A 16,890-nucleotide genomic window follows, 5' to 3' on the forward strand; every position below is an offset into this window, starting at 1 on the left:
AGTCGCGGGGAAAACCGCGATTGAGGGGAGCGTCACCGATGGATTTTACTTGTTTGTAGCAGCACTGTTGGGCAAGCCAACAGTGGCACCCAGCGCTGGAGGTCAATCCTGATGAGCGAATCGAAAACGGAATCAGAGTACGGGTTCGAGATCAGATCTTCGATCCCGGTGTTGCGGATGTTTGATGAAGCGAAAGCGAAGGCATTCTATCTGGATTATCTGGGCTTTGAGGTCGACTGGGAGTCGCGGTTCTCTCCGACGGCGCCGTTGTATCTGCAGATTCATCTGGGCAAAGCCGTTCTGCATCTCAACGGACACGCGCAGGAAGATGCACCGATTACTGAGGTGAATATTCCCGTTCTGGGATTACAGAATTTTTGCGACTACCTGATCGCTAAGAAAGCGGATTATCCGAAGCCGATCCCCGTCGATCCGCGCTACCAGGGGAGGAATACGGATCTGAATCTCTTTGATCCGTTCGGCAACCTGCTGGTGTTCTGCTCGCAGACGACCGAAGGATGAGGGGATTGTGTGGCCCTGCTGGCTCGCTAACATTGATTGAGAAAGATGACCACTTGATAAAACCGGTGGGTGAGCCCGAATGTAATTCGGGCCGAGCGCAGCGAGCAGGATGTCGCGGTGAAAACCTGCAATTGAAGGCAACATCACCAATGGTTTTACTGGTTCGCAGCAGCACTGTTGGGCAAGCCAACAGTGGCACCCCGAATAGGCTCTATGGCTGTTTTTTCGATCGTTCAATATAGAAGAATGAGGGACAGTTTCTCACTGGGCAATATCGATTCTGCGACCTCCTGTTGCCTGTCGGCAATCACAGATTACATCCGCGACCACCCGGGGGACGTTCTTCAGGTTCCCATCGATGGGGCTCACTGAGACAGCGAATCGCCAGGCGGGCGGGCACATGGGCACCGCCCCTACAACACACGACCCCGGTTCGTGGATATAAATTGATCTATTGCTCTGACAGTTGCCTGTCCGCAATCACGGATTGCTTTCGGGGCATCCGGTCGAGACCAGCGTGGACAGTAGCCCTATGAACAGGTAGGATGCGTGGTGGCGATTCGCCTCTCATTTCCCTTTCAGATTCATGTGGAGCGCTGCTGATGACTGACCAGGAACAGACGCCTGCCATTCCGGAACCGGTTCATATACTGGCCCCTCTGGTACGCTCGTTACCAGCTGCTTACCTGGTGTTTATGTTACTGGTCGGGGGATTTGCTCTCTCCACGCTTCTGTTTCTGGTCCAGTTACGCATGGAAGTCGAACCGTTTATTTTACTGACCGATTCCCGCAGTGGGCGCCTGGCCGTCTATTCCCATTTGGCGCGTGCCTGTGCCTGCCTGCTGCTGGCTTTCGCTCTGCAAAGGTACATTGCCAGTCTGCGACGCATCCGGCACAATACACCGGATGCGCTGGACCGTTTCTTCAAAGCATCGCGTTTCCTCTGGCGTGCGCTCTTTCTGTGTGCGCTGCTGGTGATCGGGATGGGCCTCTGGGCCTTCGATGTGAGGAGAGACCCGGCTGCCGATTTTGCAGTGGGACAGGAGATCTATTCCTCTAACCCGGAGCCGAAAGTGCAGGTCGAATTTTACCTGGCGGAGACCCGTCCCGGAAAAGGGCTGGAAGAACGCCTTGTGCGAAAATCAGGAGAAAGCATCTGGTTGCCTGTCCAACCAATTTTATCCAATGAGCATTTCCTGCAAGCCCAGGTTGGTCTGGACTCGGATCAGACCCCGGTCGTCACCATGAAGTTGAACGAGGAAGGAACAGCAATCATCAGGCAGGCCAGCCGGGAACATCGGGATAACCCCCTGGCGATTCTCGTCGATGGAGAAGTCATCATGGCCCCCAATATTGCCGCACCAATGGGGTCTGAAATCATGATTACGGGAATCAAAACCACGGAAGAAGCGCAGCGGATCGCACGTTCGATTTCCGGGAATGAGTGATTCGACGGGTGGCACTCAACGCGGGTAACGATTCTGTGTAAGTTAAATAAATCTTGATGCGGACAACCGTTAGGTTGTTTAATGCAGGTGCTAACCAAATTGCACTCATGCCAAGAAAGGACTCTTGGAATGCCGCATCAAGATACCGAGCATCTTCGCATAAATATTCAGTCAATGAAAGCGATTTTTGACAGGCTGATTCCCTGCGAAACGTCTTCCCTGGTACGTCACGGCAATGCCTCTCTGGATCCGGGCTGGTTGGCTGCGGTTGCCATTCTCTGCATGGGCTGGACTGCCAAAGGAACACTTGGCGAAAGGGTAAAAACGGCCTACACGGTTGCCGGTGAGCTCTTTCAGGTTTCGACGACAGTGACACGACAAGGGCTGATGAAAGCTCTGGCGAACTACGGACAGCCATTGGTGGATCTGGTGATTCAACATCTTTCCTCAAAACTGGGACAATGGAAGGGCTATCGAACCACAGCAGGCAAAGTCACTCTGGCCGTGGATGCCACCAAGTTCTCTGCGCCTCGCTCAGCAGCCAATCAGCGTGAATTTGCACCAGGGATCCATCATAGAAGGTCGGCGAAATACCGCAAAAAAGCCGATGAATCCAAGGCGTTAACCGTTCAACTGTTAACGACCGTGCTCTGGCATCTGGGCAGTGGGTTACCGTTTCGCTGGTGTATTCAGGGGGCAGCTGGCAGTGAGCGAATTGCGGCCCGGGAAATGCTGGAATCCCTTCCAGAAAATGTCCGACTGGTTGGGGATGCGCAATATACAGGTGCTCCGCTGTGGTCAGCCATCATGGAGTCAGGGCATTCTTTCCTGTTTCGTGTTGGTTCGAACGTAACCCTGTTAAAATCACTTGGTCAGTTGAAAATTCGTGATGGCTTCGTCTATTACTGGCCCGACTCTATGCAGCGTCGAGACCAAAGCCCGCTGGTCCTGCGTCTGTTCCAGATCCATAATGGCAGGAACAAGATCTACCTGGTGAGCAACGAATTAGAAATGACCGATGCATGTGCCTGTAAATTATATCGTCAAAGATGGGGGATTGAGGTTTTCTTCCGCTCAGTAAAACAATCCTGTGAACGCAGCAAGCTATGTTGCCAGACGCCTGTAAATGTCATCACAGAATTAAACTGGACTCTGATCGGAATCTGGGTTGCGTTATTTGTCGGAAAAGACATGTTGCATAAGCAGGGAACGAATCTCAAAAAACTCAGTCCGATCAAAGTGATTCGTGTGTTTTCTCAGGCTGTCACGATAATTGCCTGCCATGCTCAGCAATGGGCGCCATTAACCGACCTGCTTTCGCAATCCGTGCTCGCCGAAGAAAAACGGCCGAATAACAGAAAAGCAAGCCGGGGACATCCGTGTAAGAAAAGGAAACGGCAATGCGGAAAACCAACTATCATTCAGGCAACAACGGATCAAAAAAAACTGGCGAAAATCTATCTTGAATAAAAGTCGTTACCCGCGTTGGGTGCCACTGTTGGCTCGCCAACAGTGATTGTATTATTTGATCCAACGATCCAACAGCGGGTGAGCCCGAATGTAATTCGGGCCGAGCGCAGTGAGCAGGAGGTTGCGGGGAGAGCCTGCGATTGAGGTATCATCACCGATGATTTTACTTGTTTGTAGCAGCACTGTTGGGCAAGCCCAACAGTGGCACCCCGAATGGGCTCTATGGCTGTTTTTTCGATCGTTCAATAAAGAAAAATGAGGGGCAGTTTCTCACCAGGCAATATCGATTCTGCGACCTCCTGGGTTGTTCATCGCTCGCCTTCAGCTTGCTCTCTGGCTCCCAGTTCCAGGAGTTTTTTTACAAGATCATCCTTTTGCTCAGTTGAGCCAGCTCGGGAAATCTTCGCCCACATGAGCGGTGTGTATCCAGTATTGTCCCTGGCTTCGAGATCAGCCCCAGCTGTAACTAAAGCATCGATTACGTTTATATGTCCATGATTTGCAGCATGATGCAGAGGAGTTCTACCACTGATTTCCCTGACGTTTAAATCTGCTCCCAATGAGATTAATTTCTGCACTATAGAAAGTTGCCCATCATATGCCGCTGCATGTAGCAGCGTGGTATTCCGCTCCCCAAAAACCAGCGTTGCCTGTGTTGGATCTTCCTGCAACGATTGCAGCACTCTTGGATAGTCCTGCTTCAGAAAGCCTTCGGTGTAGGCCGACGGTTCTTCTTCATAAGGCTGGTTCTGCATGGCTTTGCTTTCGTTGGAGTGAATTTCTGAGATCCGTTGTGAGAAACTTTTTCGAGATTGTCGACGCTGGTTGCTGACTATGCGCTGCCATCAGGTTCACGATTTTCAGCTACGGGCGGGCGTTTCTTTTCCGTAAAATAGACCGTTTGCCTCTCAAGCTGGTTCGGGGGCCAGACAGGCAAGTTGTTGCAGAGGGTGCTCCGGCTTGCCTGTCTTCTGAGCATTATAGAAAAGAAAGTGGTTCTTTTCATGAGGGCAACACTGACTGTTTCCTGCTCGCTACGCTCGGCCCGAATTACATTCGGGCTTACCCTGAATGATTTCGCCTGGTACCACTCAATGCGGGAATGGCAGAAATGGCTGGCATGTCGCCAGGCGGGCGGACACGCGGGTCCACCTCTGCTTTTTTCTGTTCTGCGGGACCTCGTGATAAAACGTGTCATTATTGGCAATCAGCGGTTTTTATGCGGTTATAAGCGGTAAAAGTTGACCAAAAACGGAGTGCATCGATGAGCAGTTGTTTTTCAAATCGTGCTGTAACCAGAGGGTTTTATAGTGTATTTGTGGCATCGGTTCTGAATGTTCCTGTGAAAAAGAGGTGTTGCTCGCGCGCGCGACGCAGAACAGGGATTCTGGTCAGACGCACGGCTGGGTCCAGTCCAGTTTATTCACGTTAGTGAGGGGGAAATTCAGTGAGGAACTTGAAAGACGGAGATTTGTGCAGGAGTGTGATTGCTCGATCACTGTTGGCGAGCCAACAGATGGCACCCGATGTGCAGGGGAGGTGGTTGTCTGATGAAACCGCTCGTCATGTTGCGCTGTCGGTTTCCTGCTCGCTGTGCTCGCCCCGAATTACATTCGGGGTTATCCACGGCTTTCTGGTGGGAGAGTATTACTCCAACACTGTCGGGCAAGCCGACAGTGGCACACGACAGTTAGACAACCGACGTCAGCTGAGTTCGGGGATCGGAGATCCTTTGGGGAGGATCGGCATCGGGCGTCCGCTGTGGTCAAGGAAGGCGTGGTGCTGATCGATGCCCAGGAAGCGATAGATGGTCGCGAGCAGATCGTTGGGATCGAGTTTGTTGTCTTTCGCATAGGCACCGTTGGCGGTGGTGGAGCCGATGACCTGTCCCATCTTCATGCCGCCGCCGGAAACGAGGACCGACATGGCGCCGGGCCAGTGATCGCGACCGGGCTGCATGATTTTAGAACGGGTTCCCTTCTGCGGATTGATGCGGGGCGTGCGACCGAATTCGCCGGAGACGATGACCATCACTTTTTCATCCAGACCGCGATCATAAATATCTTCGACCAATGCGGAGACCGCGCGGTCGAAGATCGGGAGGCGACCACGGAGATCATCGTACAAATGGCCGTTGACGGCGTGAATATCCCAGTTGCCGGCACATCCCTGCACGCCGGGATTTTGCATCTGCATGGTAACGAAGCTGCAACCCGCTTCCACCAGTCGACGGGCCAGCAGGGCACGCTGACCCCATTTGTGACGTCCGTATTTTTCGCGGGTGGCTGCGCTCTCCTGCGACATGTCAAACGCGTTGCGGGCTTTGTCGCTGGTGAGCATGTTGAGCGCTTTGCTATTGAACTTATCGATCGATTTCAAAGAGCCGTTCTGATCGATGTCCCGCCGCATCTGGTCGAAGGAGGCCAGCAGTGTCATGCGATCATCGAGCCGATCCTTGAGCTTGTCGTCCATGGTGATGTTGGGCACCTGGAAGTTGTCGAGGTTCGGGTCTGCACCGACGACGAAGGGGAGAGCCGACTCACCCAGGTAGGCGCTGCCGCCGCCATAGACGCGGGGCTGATTCCCGATGTAGTTCGGCAGGCCGTTATTCACATGCTCGCGCATGCGGGAGACGATGGGGCCGATCGTCGGAAACTGCGAGAGGGGATCCAGCGGTCGCAGCGGATCGCGTCCGGAGAGGAACCGCCCTGCACCGCCAGCATGGTTGGCAAAGCCGTGAGAGATCGAACGGATGAGCGTAAACCGATCTGCGACCTTCGCATGCAGCGGCAGATGCTCGCAGATATCCATGCCGGGCACGTTGGTATGGATCGGATTGAATTCACCCCGGTATTCCAGCGGCGCGTTCGGCTTGAGGTCATAAGTTTCCATGTGACTGGGACCGCCCTGCAGCCAGATCAGAATCACCGAGGTGTCGGGAGTCGCGCGATGCGGAGCAGCACTCGCGGCTCTCAAGCGCAACAGATCCGTGAGGCTCAATCCGCCCAGGGTCAGAAACCCGGCCTGGAGAAAAGAGCGTCGAGACTGCAGAGCCTGAAGCGGTGTCGCGGGACGATTCATCGTGAATACCTCGGTTGGCTGTGGTGGTGGGAAAGTCAGGTGACCAATCTGGAACGGCTCGCCTGTGGCGACTTTTTCAAAAGCCACTCCATGCTAGACGTTCATTTAAGCACCTGCTTATATATCGTATCAAAATTGATCTCAGTTTCCAAACTTTTCGCTGCCGGAAAGTGTCTGATCTGGAATTCAGCTGAATCGCTCAACGTAAGCCAATGGAATTTATTAACTTATAACCGTACACCTTTTGATGTCATCCGGGTTTTGCAGCGAAGATTTCGGGGGAGGTGCAAGGGGCCGCTTAACCTGAATAATCGAAACAGGTTCCGTAACCCGTTGACTGAGCCTGAGTAATGTGAATGTCTCTGCACGAAAATCGGAATCTGAGCAGGAAATGACTCGTTATTGTCCCCCGGAGTAGATAGAATTGACGGCAAATCATTCAGTGATTTTCCCAAAACGAACATCAGGCGTACGAGGTGCGTCTACAGGTTTGACTGTTATGGTAACAGCAAACGCTGATCGAGCGGAGTCCCTCCATGAAATCCAGCCGGGACCTGCGATCAGTCTGATAGAATTTCAGAGTTTTAAAAGATCATCGAAAAGAAGGGTGAAACAGTGGCCACTGCCAACGAAAAAGAGACGAAAACGACGACCATCAATGGCGCTGAGATTCTGGTTCAGGCATTGGTGCGGCAGGGCGTGAAGACGATGTTCGCCTACCCGGGCGGCTGCAGCATGCCTCTGCACCAGGCTCTGATGAAATACAAAGACGAGATCCGCACACTGCTGCCTCGTCACGAACAGGGAGGCGGTTTCGCGGCCCAGGGGATTGCCCGCACCACGGGTGAAGTGGGCGTCTGCATGGCGACCAGCGGTCCCGGCGCAACGAACCTCGTCACCGCCCTGGCGGATGCCAAGCTGGACAGTATCCCGCTGGTGGCCATCACCGGTCAGGTTCCCCAGGCTGTCATCGGCAGTGATGCCTTCCAGGAAACCCCGATGGTCGAGATCTCCCGTGCGATCACCAAGCACACCTACATGATCACCGACGTAAAAGATGTGGCGCGAATTGTGAAGGAAGCCTTCTTCATCGCGAACACCGGTCGCCCCGGTCCCGTGCTGATCGACTTCCCCAAGGACTGTCAGTTGGCGACCCTCGATGCAGAGCCGGATTACGATCCCGAAACTTATCTGCCCGGTTATCAGCCCGAACTGCGGAAAGCAGCTCCCGAACAGATCAAACAGATTCTGGCTGCCATCAAACGCTCCAAGAAGCCGATCCTGTATGTCGGCGGTGGCGCGATTACCTCGAATGCGTCTGAAGAGCTGGTGAAGTTTGCCCGTCGCACCAATATTCCGGTCACCACGACCGTGATGGGTCTGGGCGTGTTCCCCGGCGATGATCCGCTCTGCCTGGACATGCTCGGGATGCACGGCACCGTCTATGCAAACTACGCTGTGAATGAAGCAGACCTGCTGCTGGCCTTCGGTGTGCGTTTTGACGACCGCGTGACCGGAAAGCTCGAAGAATTCGCCAAGCATGGCAAGATCGTGCACGTGGATATCGACCCTTCCGAGTTGCACAAAAACAAAGAAGCTCACATTCCGATCAATGCCGATCTGAAACACGTGCTGATTGCTTTGAACGAAACCATCACCGACGATGATCTGCCCCAGGTTGATAACTGGCTGAAGCAGGTCAAAGAGTGGAAAGAGAAATTCCCGCTCAAATATCCCGAGCTGGGCGACATCATGTCTCAGCAGTACGCGATCCACGAACTCTGGCAGCAGACCAAAGACAAAGATCCCTACATCACCGTAGGCGTGGGTCAGCACCAGATGTGGGCGGCCCAGTTCTATAAATTCAACAAGCCCCGCCACTGGCTGAGCAGTTCGGGACTGGGAACGATGGGCTTCGGTCTGCCCGCTGCGATGGGCGTCCAGGCACAGTTCCCCAATGATCTGGTGGTCGACATCGACGGCGACGGTTCGATGCTGATGAACGTTCAGGAACTGGCGACCCTGCATACGGAAAAGCTGCCGGTCAAAATCCTGCTGTTGAATAACCAGCACCTGGGTATGGTGGTGCAGTGGGAAGACCGCTTCATGGAAGGCCGTCGGGCACACACCTACCTCGGTCCGGTCCATCATCCGGAATGGGAAGGCAAAGGATCCGGCGAACACGGCGAAGACACCTATCCCGACTTCGTCTCGATCGCCAAAGGCTTCGGTCTGCAGGCGAAGCAGGTTCGCTCGAAAGCCGAGTATCCCGCTGCCCTGGCAGAAATGCTGGCCTCGGATCAGCCTTACCTGCTGGACGTGATCTGCACCTACCAGGAACACGTGCTGCCGATGATCCCCAGCGGTGGAACCGTGAACGACATCATTACTGAGTAACTGCTTCTGAACGCGGGCCCGTGTCTTCACGGGAATGCTTGAACCGGTATGGAACAGGAGTACGATCAATGCTGTTTGCTGCACAGATTGCCCAGGATCCCGGTTACCTGGTGGGCTGGGGCTCGCTGTCATTGATCAACGCCGGCCTCGCTCAGGGTAAAAACCGGAGCGGGCTGATCTGGTTTGGGATCTCCCTGTTACTGGGGCCGATCGCGACATTCCTCCTGGTCGCCTTCTGCGAGAAGCTGCCCGAGCCTGCATAAAGTGAAAAAAAATTCCCCCGGCAGGGTGGAGAAAAAAACTGACGGGCCGATAAGATAAAGGACTCTGAGAGTTTATTCTGCTTCTTTGCGAGGGAATCATGAGTCAGCAGAGACAAATCGGCGTGACCGTCTTACCAGAGTATCTGCAGTATGAGGGAGTCGAATCCGTTCTCGACAATCTCATGCAGCGGGCCGGGGTGACTGCCGTCTCCACCTCACCTTACGTGATGCAACTGGCAGATGTGCAGACCGGAGTCCGCGAACCCCCGGCGGATGCGGGAGCCGGCCAGGTCCGCCTGCTGGACCGTCCCCTCTGGGAGGGTAAGCGGGAACTGTGGGTCAGAACGTCCCCCAGTTTTATTCCCGATGAATCACTGTACGCCGGCCTGCGGTACCAGCCTGCAGCCCCGGATGAACTCACCCATCGCGAAGGGCATGTCGTCGCCGATTTCATCAAGGCGGCACATGAGCGCGGACTGGAAGTCTATTTCCAGGTGCAAGCTGCGATTCCACCCGGCTATCGCGTGCAGTTCGGCGGTCCGGTCGAAGAGGACATTCCCCGCCTGCCCGACGGATCACTGCCCCGCAAACGGGTCGCGAACAACGGCAGCCTGGCGAGCCCGCACATTATTGAATATCAACACGCACTGATTCGCGATCTGCTCCAGAATTATCCGGACATCGACGGGATCCGCTTTGACTGGCCGGAATACCCGCCCTACTTTCTCGACTCCGCATTCTTTGATTTCAGCGAGCATGCCCGTCGGGCCGCGGACCGGCTGGGTTACCGCTTTGATCAGATGCAGGAAGATTCACTGGCTTTGTATCAGAAACTGAATGGGGGCCTGACCAACTTCGATCTGGAAAACTGGCTCGCGGAAGAGAACCAGGCCGCCAACTTCACAGTCTGGCTCAACGATCATTACCCCGGTGCTTCTGCCATGCTGCTGCTCAAATCGCAGCTGTCGAAAGAATTGCTGGCCGGCTTCCGCAAAACCATGGACGAAGCAGGCAAGCCGAGTGTCGAACTGGCCCCCAGCGCCTTCCCGCCTCCCTGGTCGATCATTTCGGGTATGAACTATTCGCTGGCGGCTCAATATTGTAATTCGGTCAGCGTGAAACTGTATGGCATGCACTGGTCGATGATTCTGCGTTCTTACGGTGATCAGTTACTGGCCGCCAATCCCGGCCTCTCCGAAACGCTGCTGGTTCGCGCGCTGTTTAAGTTTCTCGATATCACTGACACAGACCCACCCGAGCGGCTTTCCGAAGTTTACTACCCCGGCCCCGACGAACCGCATCTGACGGGACCTCTGGCACAGGAACGCAAAATCCTGGCCGCCCGCAAGCTGGCCCGCCCCATGCCCATCTATGCACTCGCGCATGGATACGGCCCGACGGAGGATTTCCGCGAACGCATGCAGGTCGCGACCGACATCAGTCCGGATGGCGTCTGGATCAACCGCTACTGCTACCTGAACGATGATAAGCTGGACATCATCGGCCAGTGCGCTGTGGGTTGTAATACATAAAATTTGAGAGAAAAACTGATCGGCCACTCGATCCCCGTTTCATTCCTCGAGCCATTCAGTACCATAGCAGAATACCCGCTCCATAACCGTTCTGATCATCCAGGAGGGAACTGCTCATGCTGCACGGCCAGAAAAATCCGAACGAAGAAGATTCCAGCTCTTTTATTACACCCGCCTATGGCGGTCGCTATACCCGGGAGCCGATTCCGAAATACCTCATCCCGGAGGAAGGCCTGCCTCCCAAAGTCGCCTACAACCTGATTCGCGACGAGCTGATTCTGGATGGCAACTCGCGGCTGAACCTGGCGACCTTCGTCACCACCTGGATGGAAGACGAAGCCCGGCAGCTCATGTCCGAAACGTTCGACAAGAACATGATCGACAAGGACGAGTACCCCCAGACCGCGGAAATTGAGCTGCGCTGCACCAATATGCTGGCCCAGCTGTGGAATTCACCTTCAGAGGAAAATTCGGTCGGCTGTTCCACGATCGGATCCAGTGAAGCGGCCATGCTGGGGGGAATGGCGTTGAAATGGAACTGGCGAAAACGCCGCGAAGCCCAGGGCAAACCAGCAGACAAACCAAACATGGTGATGGGCATTAATGTGCAGGTCTGCTGGGAAAAATTCTGTCGCTACTGGGAAATCGAACCCCGCTTCGTTCCCATGGAAGGCGACCGCTTCTGCCTGACTGCGGAAGAAGCCGTCAAGCTGGTCGACGAAAACACGATCGGTGTGGTCGTGATCATGGGCAGTACCTTTGACGGTCGGTATGAAAACGTCAAAGAGGTCAACGATGCGCTGGTCAAACTGAACGCCGAGACCGGCTGGGACGTGCCAATTCATGTCGATGCGGCATCCGGCGGGTTCGTCGCTCCCTTCCTGCAACCCGACCTGGAATGGGACTTCCGCCTGCCGCTAGTCAAATCGATCAACACTTCCGGACACAAATTCGGTCTGGTTTATCCCGGTGTCGGCTGGGTGCTCTGGCGGAGTCGGGAGGAACTGCCTGAAGAACTGATCTTCCACTGTAACTACCTGGGGGGCGATCTGCCCAACTTCGCGTTGAATTTCTCCCGCCCCGGGAATCAGGTGGTAGCCCAGTACTTCAACTTCCTGCGACTGGGGCACGAAGGCTATCGTGAGATTCATCAGACTTCACAGGATGTGGCGCTGTATCTTTCCTCAGGCATCGCCGAACTGGGTCCCTTTGATCTGATCTCTGATGGGAGTGACATTCCCGTGTTTGCCTTTACCACGAATGAGAAAGCGAACTTCAGCGTGTTTGACATTTCCAGCAAAGTCCGTGAGCGAGGCTGGCTGGTCCCCGCTTACACCTTCCCGAAAAACCGGGAAGACCTGGCGGTGTTGCGCTGCGTCTGCAAGGAAGGCTTTACCCGCGACATGGCTGACATGCTGCTCGGCGACCTGCAGCATGCCATCGACTACTTTGCCCAGCGTCCGGATCATGAGCCGCAAACCGGAGGCTCCAGTTTCCACCATTGATCTCTGTGGCGGTTACTCTTTCAGTTCAAACGTGAACTCATTCGTACCCGCTTTGACATCTGCCTGGAGGGGACTCGCCTGCACATTGCGAAACTTTGTCGGAATGTGCGGATATTCTTTCTGCGGAGCGGGATTATCGGAAGTTCCTTCAGGAGGGGTGACGGCGACATTATACTTGCCCAGCACGACTTCCTGCAGTTCCACCTGGCCGGATTCGTTTAACGGGCCGGCTGCGCCCTCTCCTTTACCGGTCATCATCAGCCGCACATCACCTTCCGTGACAGGGGCGCCGTTATATGTGACGGAAATTGTCACTCCTGCTTTTTTCTTGGATTCGGCAGCACCACCACATCCAGACAGTATGATGCCCGCAGTCAGCAGTACAACTGCCAGTAACACCTTGGGCAGACCAGATCGCCGTAACATCATTTCGAATGATCCTCTTAAAAAAACAGTTTCAGATCGCAACAGCAAAGCCCCCGGCACTCATGACCGGGGGCTCTGTAGGAAATCAAGGAGCAAAATTCCAGCAAACCACAGGGAATGGATTAGAATTCACCCAGCACCTGGCCATCGTTCCGGGAACAGAGATTTGCCAGAGTACCGAAATTCAGGTTATCCGAAACAAAACGGACCCCGCCATCGACGAGCAGCACATGGGTTCCCCCGGTGTGGTAGGAGCCCAGAATCGTATTGGCCCCGTAGGTCCGGTAGGCTTCATCACCCGCGCCGGAGTTCCAGAAACTGTTGACAGAATACATGACGGTGGTCGTACCGGAGCCCCAGGTAGAACCGCTGCCGAGTGTATTTACCTTGGCAGTTGTTCCGATGCCATTCCAGCCACCGTAGTAGTTTGAACGACTGTCCTGGCCGTTCACCTGACCGGACTGTTCGCCGACCATAATCGTATTGGAAGTGCCGTCTTTGATATCTCGCATGCGATAACATTCATTGGGAGCCAGCACACCGTTATTACAGTAGGTTCCGTTTCCATAACCGGCGCCGGTTGCTGAGCAGACATTCGTCCGTCCTGCCGGGTCCGGTGTGGCCCCTGCAATCCCGACGTAATCCATGGTCTGCCCCAGGTCGTAATTGTTTTTCACGTTACCACTGTCATTGGCGCTGTTCCCATGCGGACAGGAAGGGCAATTATACACGGGAACGCGTAACGTTTTCAGCACTTCGTTTGTGCCTGCCCCGGAACCGTAGCCATAAGAGCCCCCACTGTTCTTTGAGGCAAAGCCGCCCACGGAAGTACCGATGTTGAAATTCATCTTGTTATAAGCCGGTGCCTGATCCAGGAAAGGGAGAATGGAAGCACGCCAGTTCGGTCTCCAGTGAGCGCCCTGCTCACCTATGGGAAAGCGGAGGTAGGCATCATGGTAGTTGTGTATTGCCAGTCCCATCTGTTTCAGATTGTTCTTGCACGTACTGCGACGAGCGGCTTCACGTGCCTGCTGGACGGCCGGCAAGAGGAGAGCAATCAGGATGGCAATGATGGCAATCACGACTAACAGTTCAATCAGTGTGAAACCACGTTTGCGTACGTTGTGCCTGCAAAACATGACAGTTTCCTTTAGAAATTAAAATAGAACCATAAAACGGAAGATTAAATGACGTTTCTTTCACTAAGCAGCGATAGCAAATGAGGCAGGACTCATGGGCAGGATCACACGAGTGTTCTCAATTCAATCGTGAGGCAGCTGAGGAAGGTCAACACGTGAATGTGACGCCTGTTTCAGTCGTTCTCTCGTCAACAGCTTGAAAGATCAACTTCAATTCGCAGTAGACAGATCTCCCGGGAACAACAGAAATCACATTTGGTAGTGATCAATAAAACAATTTACTGGTAAAGCGAATCTCATGCCAAAACAGCCGGAGGCTGATCGCTCCGAACTCTGCAGAAAGGACACACACCCCGCAAACAGTCGACCTGAGGGTCTGCTGTTCAAATGACTTTATATTTTTACAAGCCAAAATTGATTGAGAAATCACTGCTTAGATTTGATTTCCTGCGGCGGATCGCTCAGTATGAATCTGACCCGCGACTGGCAGGGAGGGAGTTTCCCATTTTTATTTTTTTTTAAAAAGTTACTTCCCGCGCAGATCGTATCAATCGTTATTTGCGCAGTAAAATGGCACTCTGATGAGAAACAGGCCTTCAACCTCCCCGCCGGAACAACGCCGTCGCGGGTTGCATTATCGCTGAAATCCACATAACCGTCACAGCAAGGAACTACCATGCGCTTCACTCCTCTGGCCGTCTGTCTGTTCACCGTTTCGAGCTTTTTCCTCACTTACTCCGATGCCCTGGCGAAAGTCGGCGTCTCAGCTCCAGCCCCTGCGGACGCGGAAGTTCTGCTGGATGGCAGCCGGGAGATGCTGGATCAGAAATGGACCTACTGGAAAGGTCCCCGTTTCAATTCTGCGTTGCCCATCAAATGGAAAGTCGTCGAAGACCCCGTTGATAAGGGTACCGTGATCATGTCCGACGATCCGGCAGCAGCAGGCGGTAAATTTGGCGCCGCGGATATTGTCACCAAACAGAAATACCGCGACTTCCGGCTGCACGTTGAATTCCTGGTGATGAAGCCGGGCGGCAACAGTGGTGTCTATCTGCAGAACCGCTATGAAATCCAGATTTTAGACGGAGACAAAACCAAACACGGGATGGGAGCCGTAATCAACAAAACGGAATCCCCCTACCACGCCTATAACGGCACCGGAAAATGGAATGCCTATGACATCACCTTTCGGGCCGCCCGTTTCAAGGATGGCAAGCTGGTTGAGAAACCCCTGGTCACCGTCTACTTCAACGGCAAAAAAGTCCACGAAAACGTGACCATCGATAAAGTCTGGGGCGGCGCGAACTCCGGTCTGGACGGCGGCAACAACAATGGTTTCGGCATCACCGACCGGCCCGGCGGCATCAAGCTGCAGTGTGAAGGACACGACGTCCGTTTTCGCAATGTCTGGATTAAACCACTGGACCTGAAAACCGCCGACACCGATTTTAAAGAATAGTAAGGCCTACTTCTTCTTCGGGGGAATATCGTGCTGGTAGAGCAGTTTCCCCTTTTCGTCGTGAAACAGGAATGAAAGCGTCGCCGGCTGCTGCTTGTCAGCTGGCGTGACTTTCACTTCCAGAAAACCGCCCGACCGTGGATCCTGGTAGTAGGGTTGCTTGATCTCACCTTTGGGGTCGGTCGACTTCGGATCACCGGGCTTGCGTCCCAGTCGCGAATTGGCATCGACCAGTGCACCACTGGAGAACTCTTCGAACCCGCTGGGATCGACGGAGTGATACTGCCAGTGACGATCACCACAGACGATAAAGAAGTTCTGCTGATCCAGCCCGTTCTCCTTGAGCCACTTGAAGAACTCATCCCGTTCGTGTCGGAACCCGCCGATGTCGCAGTGATTATCGGTCTTGCGTAAGTCATCCGGGCCGATCATCGGTGTTGGGGAGACCAGCACCTTGTAGGTGGCATCACTCTCTTTGAGTGTCTTCTTGAGCCATTCCTTCTGTTCCTTCCCCCAGATCGATTTCTCTGGTCCGTCTTTCATGGCGTTCGGGCTGCGGTACATCCGGTTTTCCGGGAGCCAGATCTGCAGATCTTTGCTTACGCGGTGCGTGCGGTAGGTTTTGGCATCCTTATCTCCCATAGGCGCCACCGGCAGCTGTTCGAGCATCATGGCCCGCCCTTCCGCGGGAGTGGGATGATGGTCGCCGGTATTGTCGCCGTCGTCGATGCGGTAATCGTGATCGTCAATTTCCCAGTACGTCGGCACCATGGCAAACATGTCACGATAGCGGGGCTGAATGAACTGCTCGTGCCACTTCTGTCTCATTTCGGGAATGGTTTTCGCGCGGGGATTATCGGGTGTGTCGTAGTAAACGTTATCCCCGGTACCGATGAAAAACAGGGGCTTGAGCTTCAGAATGGTCTCCAGCGCCGGGTAACCCAGATCCTTATCGGGGCCGGAATAGGGCTGCGGGAGATTCGTATTGTTTTCAATCAGATGCTGCTTTTTGTCGATCCGATTGTCGCCATGAAACTTGGCGTAGTTCATCCCGGTCACGACGACAAAGTTCACAGGCTCTGCCAGTGTGGGGCCGAGCAGCGTCTCAAACCGGGCCACCGGTCCCGCGTGCAGATGTTCTGCCGTCTTGCCGATTTCGGTTTTGCATTCATACTTCGTTCCAGGAGCCAGTCCTGTAAAGGAGGCCCGGGTGATAAAATCATGATCGGCAACCGCCTCAATCACCTGGGGATTGTCTTTGATTTCTCCCCCCTCTTTTCCGGAAACGGGTTGCAGTGTAAATTTGACAAATCCCGGAGCTCCTTTGACATCCCGATCGACCAGCTTGTCGGTCTCAGTCAGGCGGATCTGTACCAGCGCACTGGAAGGAGTGAGTTCTCCCACCATGATGCCCATCCCGGCCAGTGGTTCCCCGGCATGTGCTTCGTCGGCGTGTTTTTCATCGGGAATGGGAGCTGCTTCCCCCTGCTCGGCCACCGGGGCCGGCGTTGTGGGTTCGGATTTTGCACAGCCAAAAAGCAACAACAGACTTAACAGACAGCAGAATCTCATGTTGAGCACTCCCTTGAAGAATAGACCTGGTTGTGAGAGGAAACTTCATTCTATTGATTTCCAGCGCCCGCCCCAA

The 16,890-nt window shown here is 54.2% G+C and carries 14 protein-coding genes; 9 read left to right on the forward strand and 5 right to left on the reverse strand.

The features are described from left to right. Positions 1 to 111: 111 nt before the first annotated feature. From Enr10x_RS27790 to Enr10x_RS27800, 3 genes are all read left to right on the forward strand, one after another. The gene (locus tag Enr10x_RS27790; protein WP_145452254.1) at positions 112 to 522 is read left to right on the forward strand and encodes a glyoxalase superfamily protein; all 411 of its coding nucleotides are present in this window, start codon (positions 112 to 114) and stop codon (positions 520 to 522) included. Positions 523 to 1,124: 602 nt separating this feature from the next. Then, positions 1,125 to 1,970, forward strand: coding sequence for a SecDF P1 head subdomain-containing protein (locus Enr10x_RS27795; RefSeq protein ID WP_145452256.1), 846 nt, complete (start codon positions 1,125 to 1,127; stop codon positions 1,968 to 1,970). Between the two features lie 129 nt (positions 1,971 to 2,099). After that, positions 2,100 to 3,440, forward strand: a complete 1,341-nt coding sequence (locus tag Enr10x_RS27800; protein ID WP_197997309.1) for a transposase — start codon at positions 2,100 to 2,102, stop codon at positions 3,438 to 3,440. Between the two features lie 308 nt (positions 3,441 to 3,748). Here the strand turns inward: Enr10x_RS27800 and Enr10x_RS27805 are convergent, their stop codons facing one another. After that, on the reverse strand, positions 3,749 to 4,195 hold the full coding sequence (locus tag Enr10x_RS27805; RefSeq protein WP_145452258.1) for an ankyrin repeat domain-containing protein: 447 nt from the start codon (positions 4,193 to 4,195) through the stop codon (positions 3,749 to 3,751). Between the two features lie 949 nt (positions 4,196 to 5,144). Then, positions 5,145 to 6,521, reverse strand: coding sequence for a DUF1501 domain-containing protein (locus Enr10x_RS27810; RefSeq protein ID WP_145452260.1), 1,377 nt, complete (start codon positions 6,519 to 6,521; stop codon positions 5,145 to 5,147). Between the two features lie 615 nt (positions 6,522 to 7,136). Between Enr10x_RS27810 and ilvB the strand changes: the two genes are divergently transcribed. The 4 genes from ilvB (at position 7,137) to Enr10x_RS27830 (ending at position 12,218) form a co-directional block, all read left to right on the forward strand. Continuing rightward, complete coding sequence (ilvB, locus tag Enr10x_RS27815) at positions 7,137 to 8,918, forward strand: biosynthetic-type acetolactate synthase large subunit (RefSeq protein WP_197997397.1); 1,782 nt, start codon at positions 7,137 to 7,139, stop codon at positions 8,916 to 8,918. A gap of 68 nt (positions 8,919 to 8,986) precedes the next feature. Beyond that, the gene (locus Enr10x_RS27820) at positions 8,987 to 9,181 is read left to right on the forward strand and encodes a hypothetical protein (RefSeq protein WP_145115158.1); all 195 of its coding nucleotides are present in this window, start codon (positions 8,987 to 8,989) and stop codon (positions 9,179 to 9,181) included. A 98-nt stretch (positions 9,182 to 9,279) separates the two neighbouring features. After that, on the forward strand, positions 9,280 to 10,713 hold the full coding sequence (locus Enr10x_RS27825; protein ID WP_145452262.1) for a hypothetical protein: 1,434 nt from the start codon (positions 9,280 to 9,282) through the stop codon (positions 10,711 to 10,713). A 116-nt stretch (positions 10,714 to 10,829) separates the two neighbouring features. After that, entirely contained in the window at positions 10,830 to 12,218 is a 1,389-nt protein-coding gene (locus Enr10x_RS27830) for a glutamate decarboxylase (RefSeq protein ID WP_145452264.1), read from the forward strand. Positions 12,219 to 12,230: 12 nt separating this feature from the next. Here Enr10x_RS27830 and Enr10x_RS27835 read toward each other — a convergent pair whose 3' ends face one another. Beyond that, positions 12,231 to 12,647 carry a hypothetical protein gene (locus Enr10x_RS27835; RefSeq protein WP_145452266.1) on the reverse strand — a complete coding sequence of 139 codons (417 nt, stop codon included), beginning with the start codon at positions 12,645 to 12,647 and terminating at the stop codon, positions 12,231 to 12,233. 119 nt (positions 12,648 to 12,766) lie between these two features. Beyond that, a complete protein-coding gene (locus Enr10x_RS27840) occupies positions 12,767 to 13,783 on the reverse strand; it encodes a DUF1559 domain-containing protein (RefSeq protein ID WP_145452268.1) in 1,017 nt (338 codons plus the stop codon). 466 nt (positions 13,784 to 14,249) lie between these two features. Here Enr10x_RS27840 and Enr10x_RS30115 point away from each other — a divergent pair, with 466 nt between their 5' ends. Together Enr10x_RS30115 and Enr10x_RS27845 are read left to right on the forward strand one after the other, a co-directional pair. After that, entirely contained in the window at positions 14,250 to 14,438 is a 189-nt protein-coding gene (locus Enr10x_RS30115; protein WP_197997398.1) for a hypothetical protein, read from the forward strand. Positions 14,439 to 14,459: 21 nt separating this feature from the next. Next, positions 14,460 to 15,242: a 3-keto-disaccharide hydrolase gene (locus tag Enr10x_RS27845; protein WP_145452270.1), complete on the forward strand. Its 783-nt coding sequence runs from the start codon at positions 14,460 to 14,462 to the stop codon at positions 15,240 to 15,242. A 6-nt stretch (positions 15,243 to 15,248) separates the two neighbouring features. Here Enr10x_RS27845 and Enr10x_RS27850 read toward each other — a convergent pair whose 3' ends face one another. Beyond that, positions 15,249 to 16,814: an alkaline phosphatase D family protein gene (locus Enr10x_RS27850; protein ID WP_232093164.1), complete on the reverse strand. Its 1,566-nt coding sequence runs from the start codon at positions 16,812 to 16,814 to the stop codon at positions 15,249 to 15,251. Positions 16,815 to 16,890 lie beyond the last annotated feature (76 nt).

This window comes from Gimesia panareensis, from assembly GCF_007748155.1.
Taxonomy (GTDB): Bacteria; Planctomycetota; Planctomycetia; order Planctomycetales; family Planctomycetaceae; genus Gimesia; species Gimesia panareensis.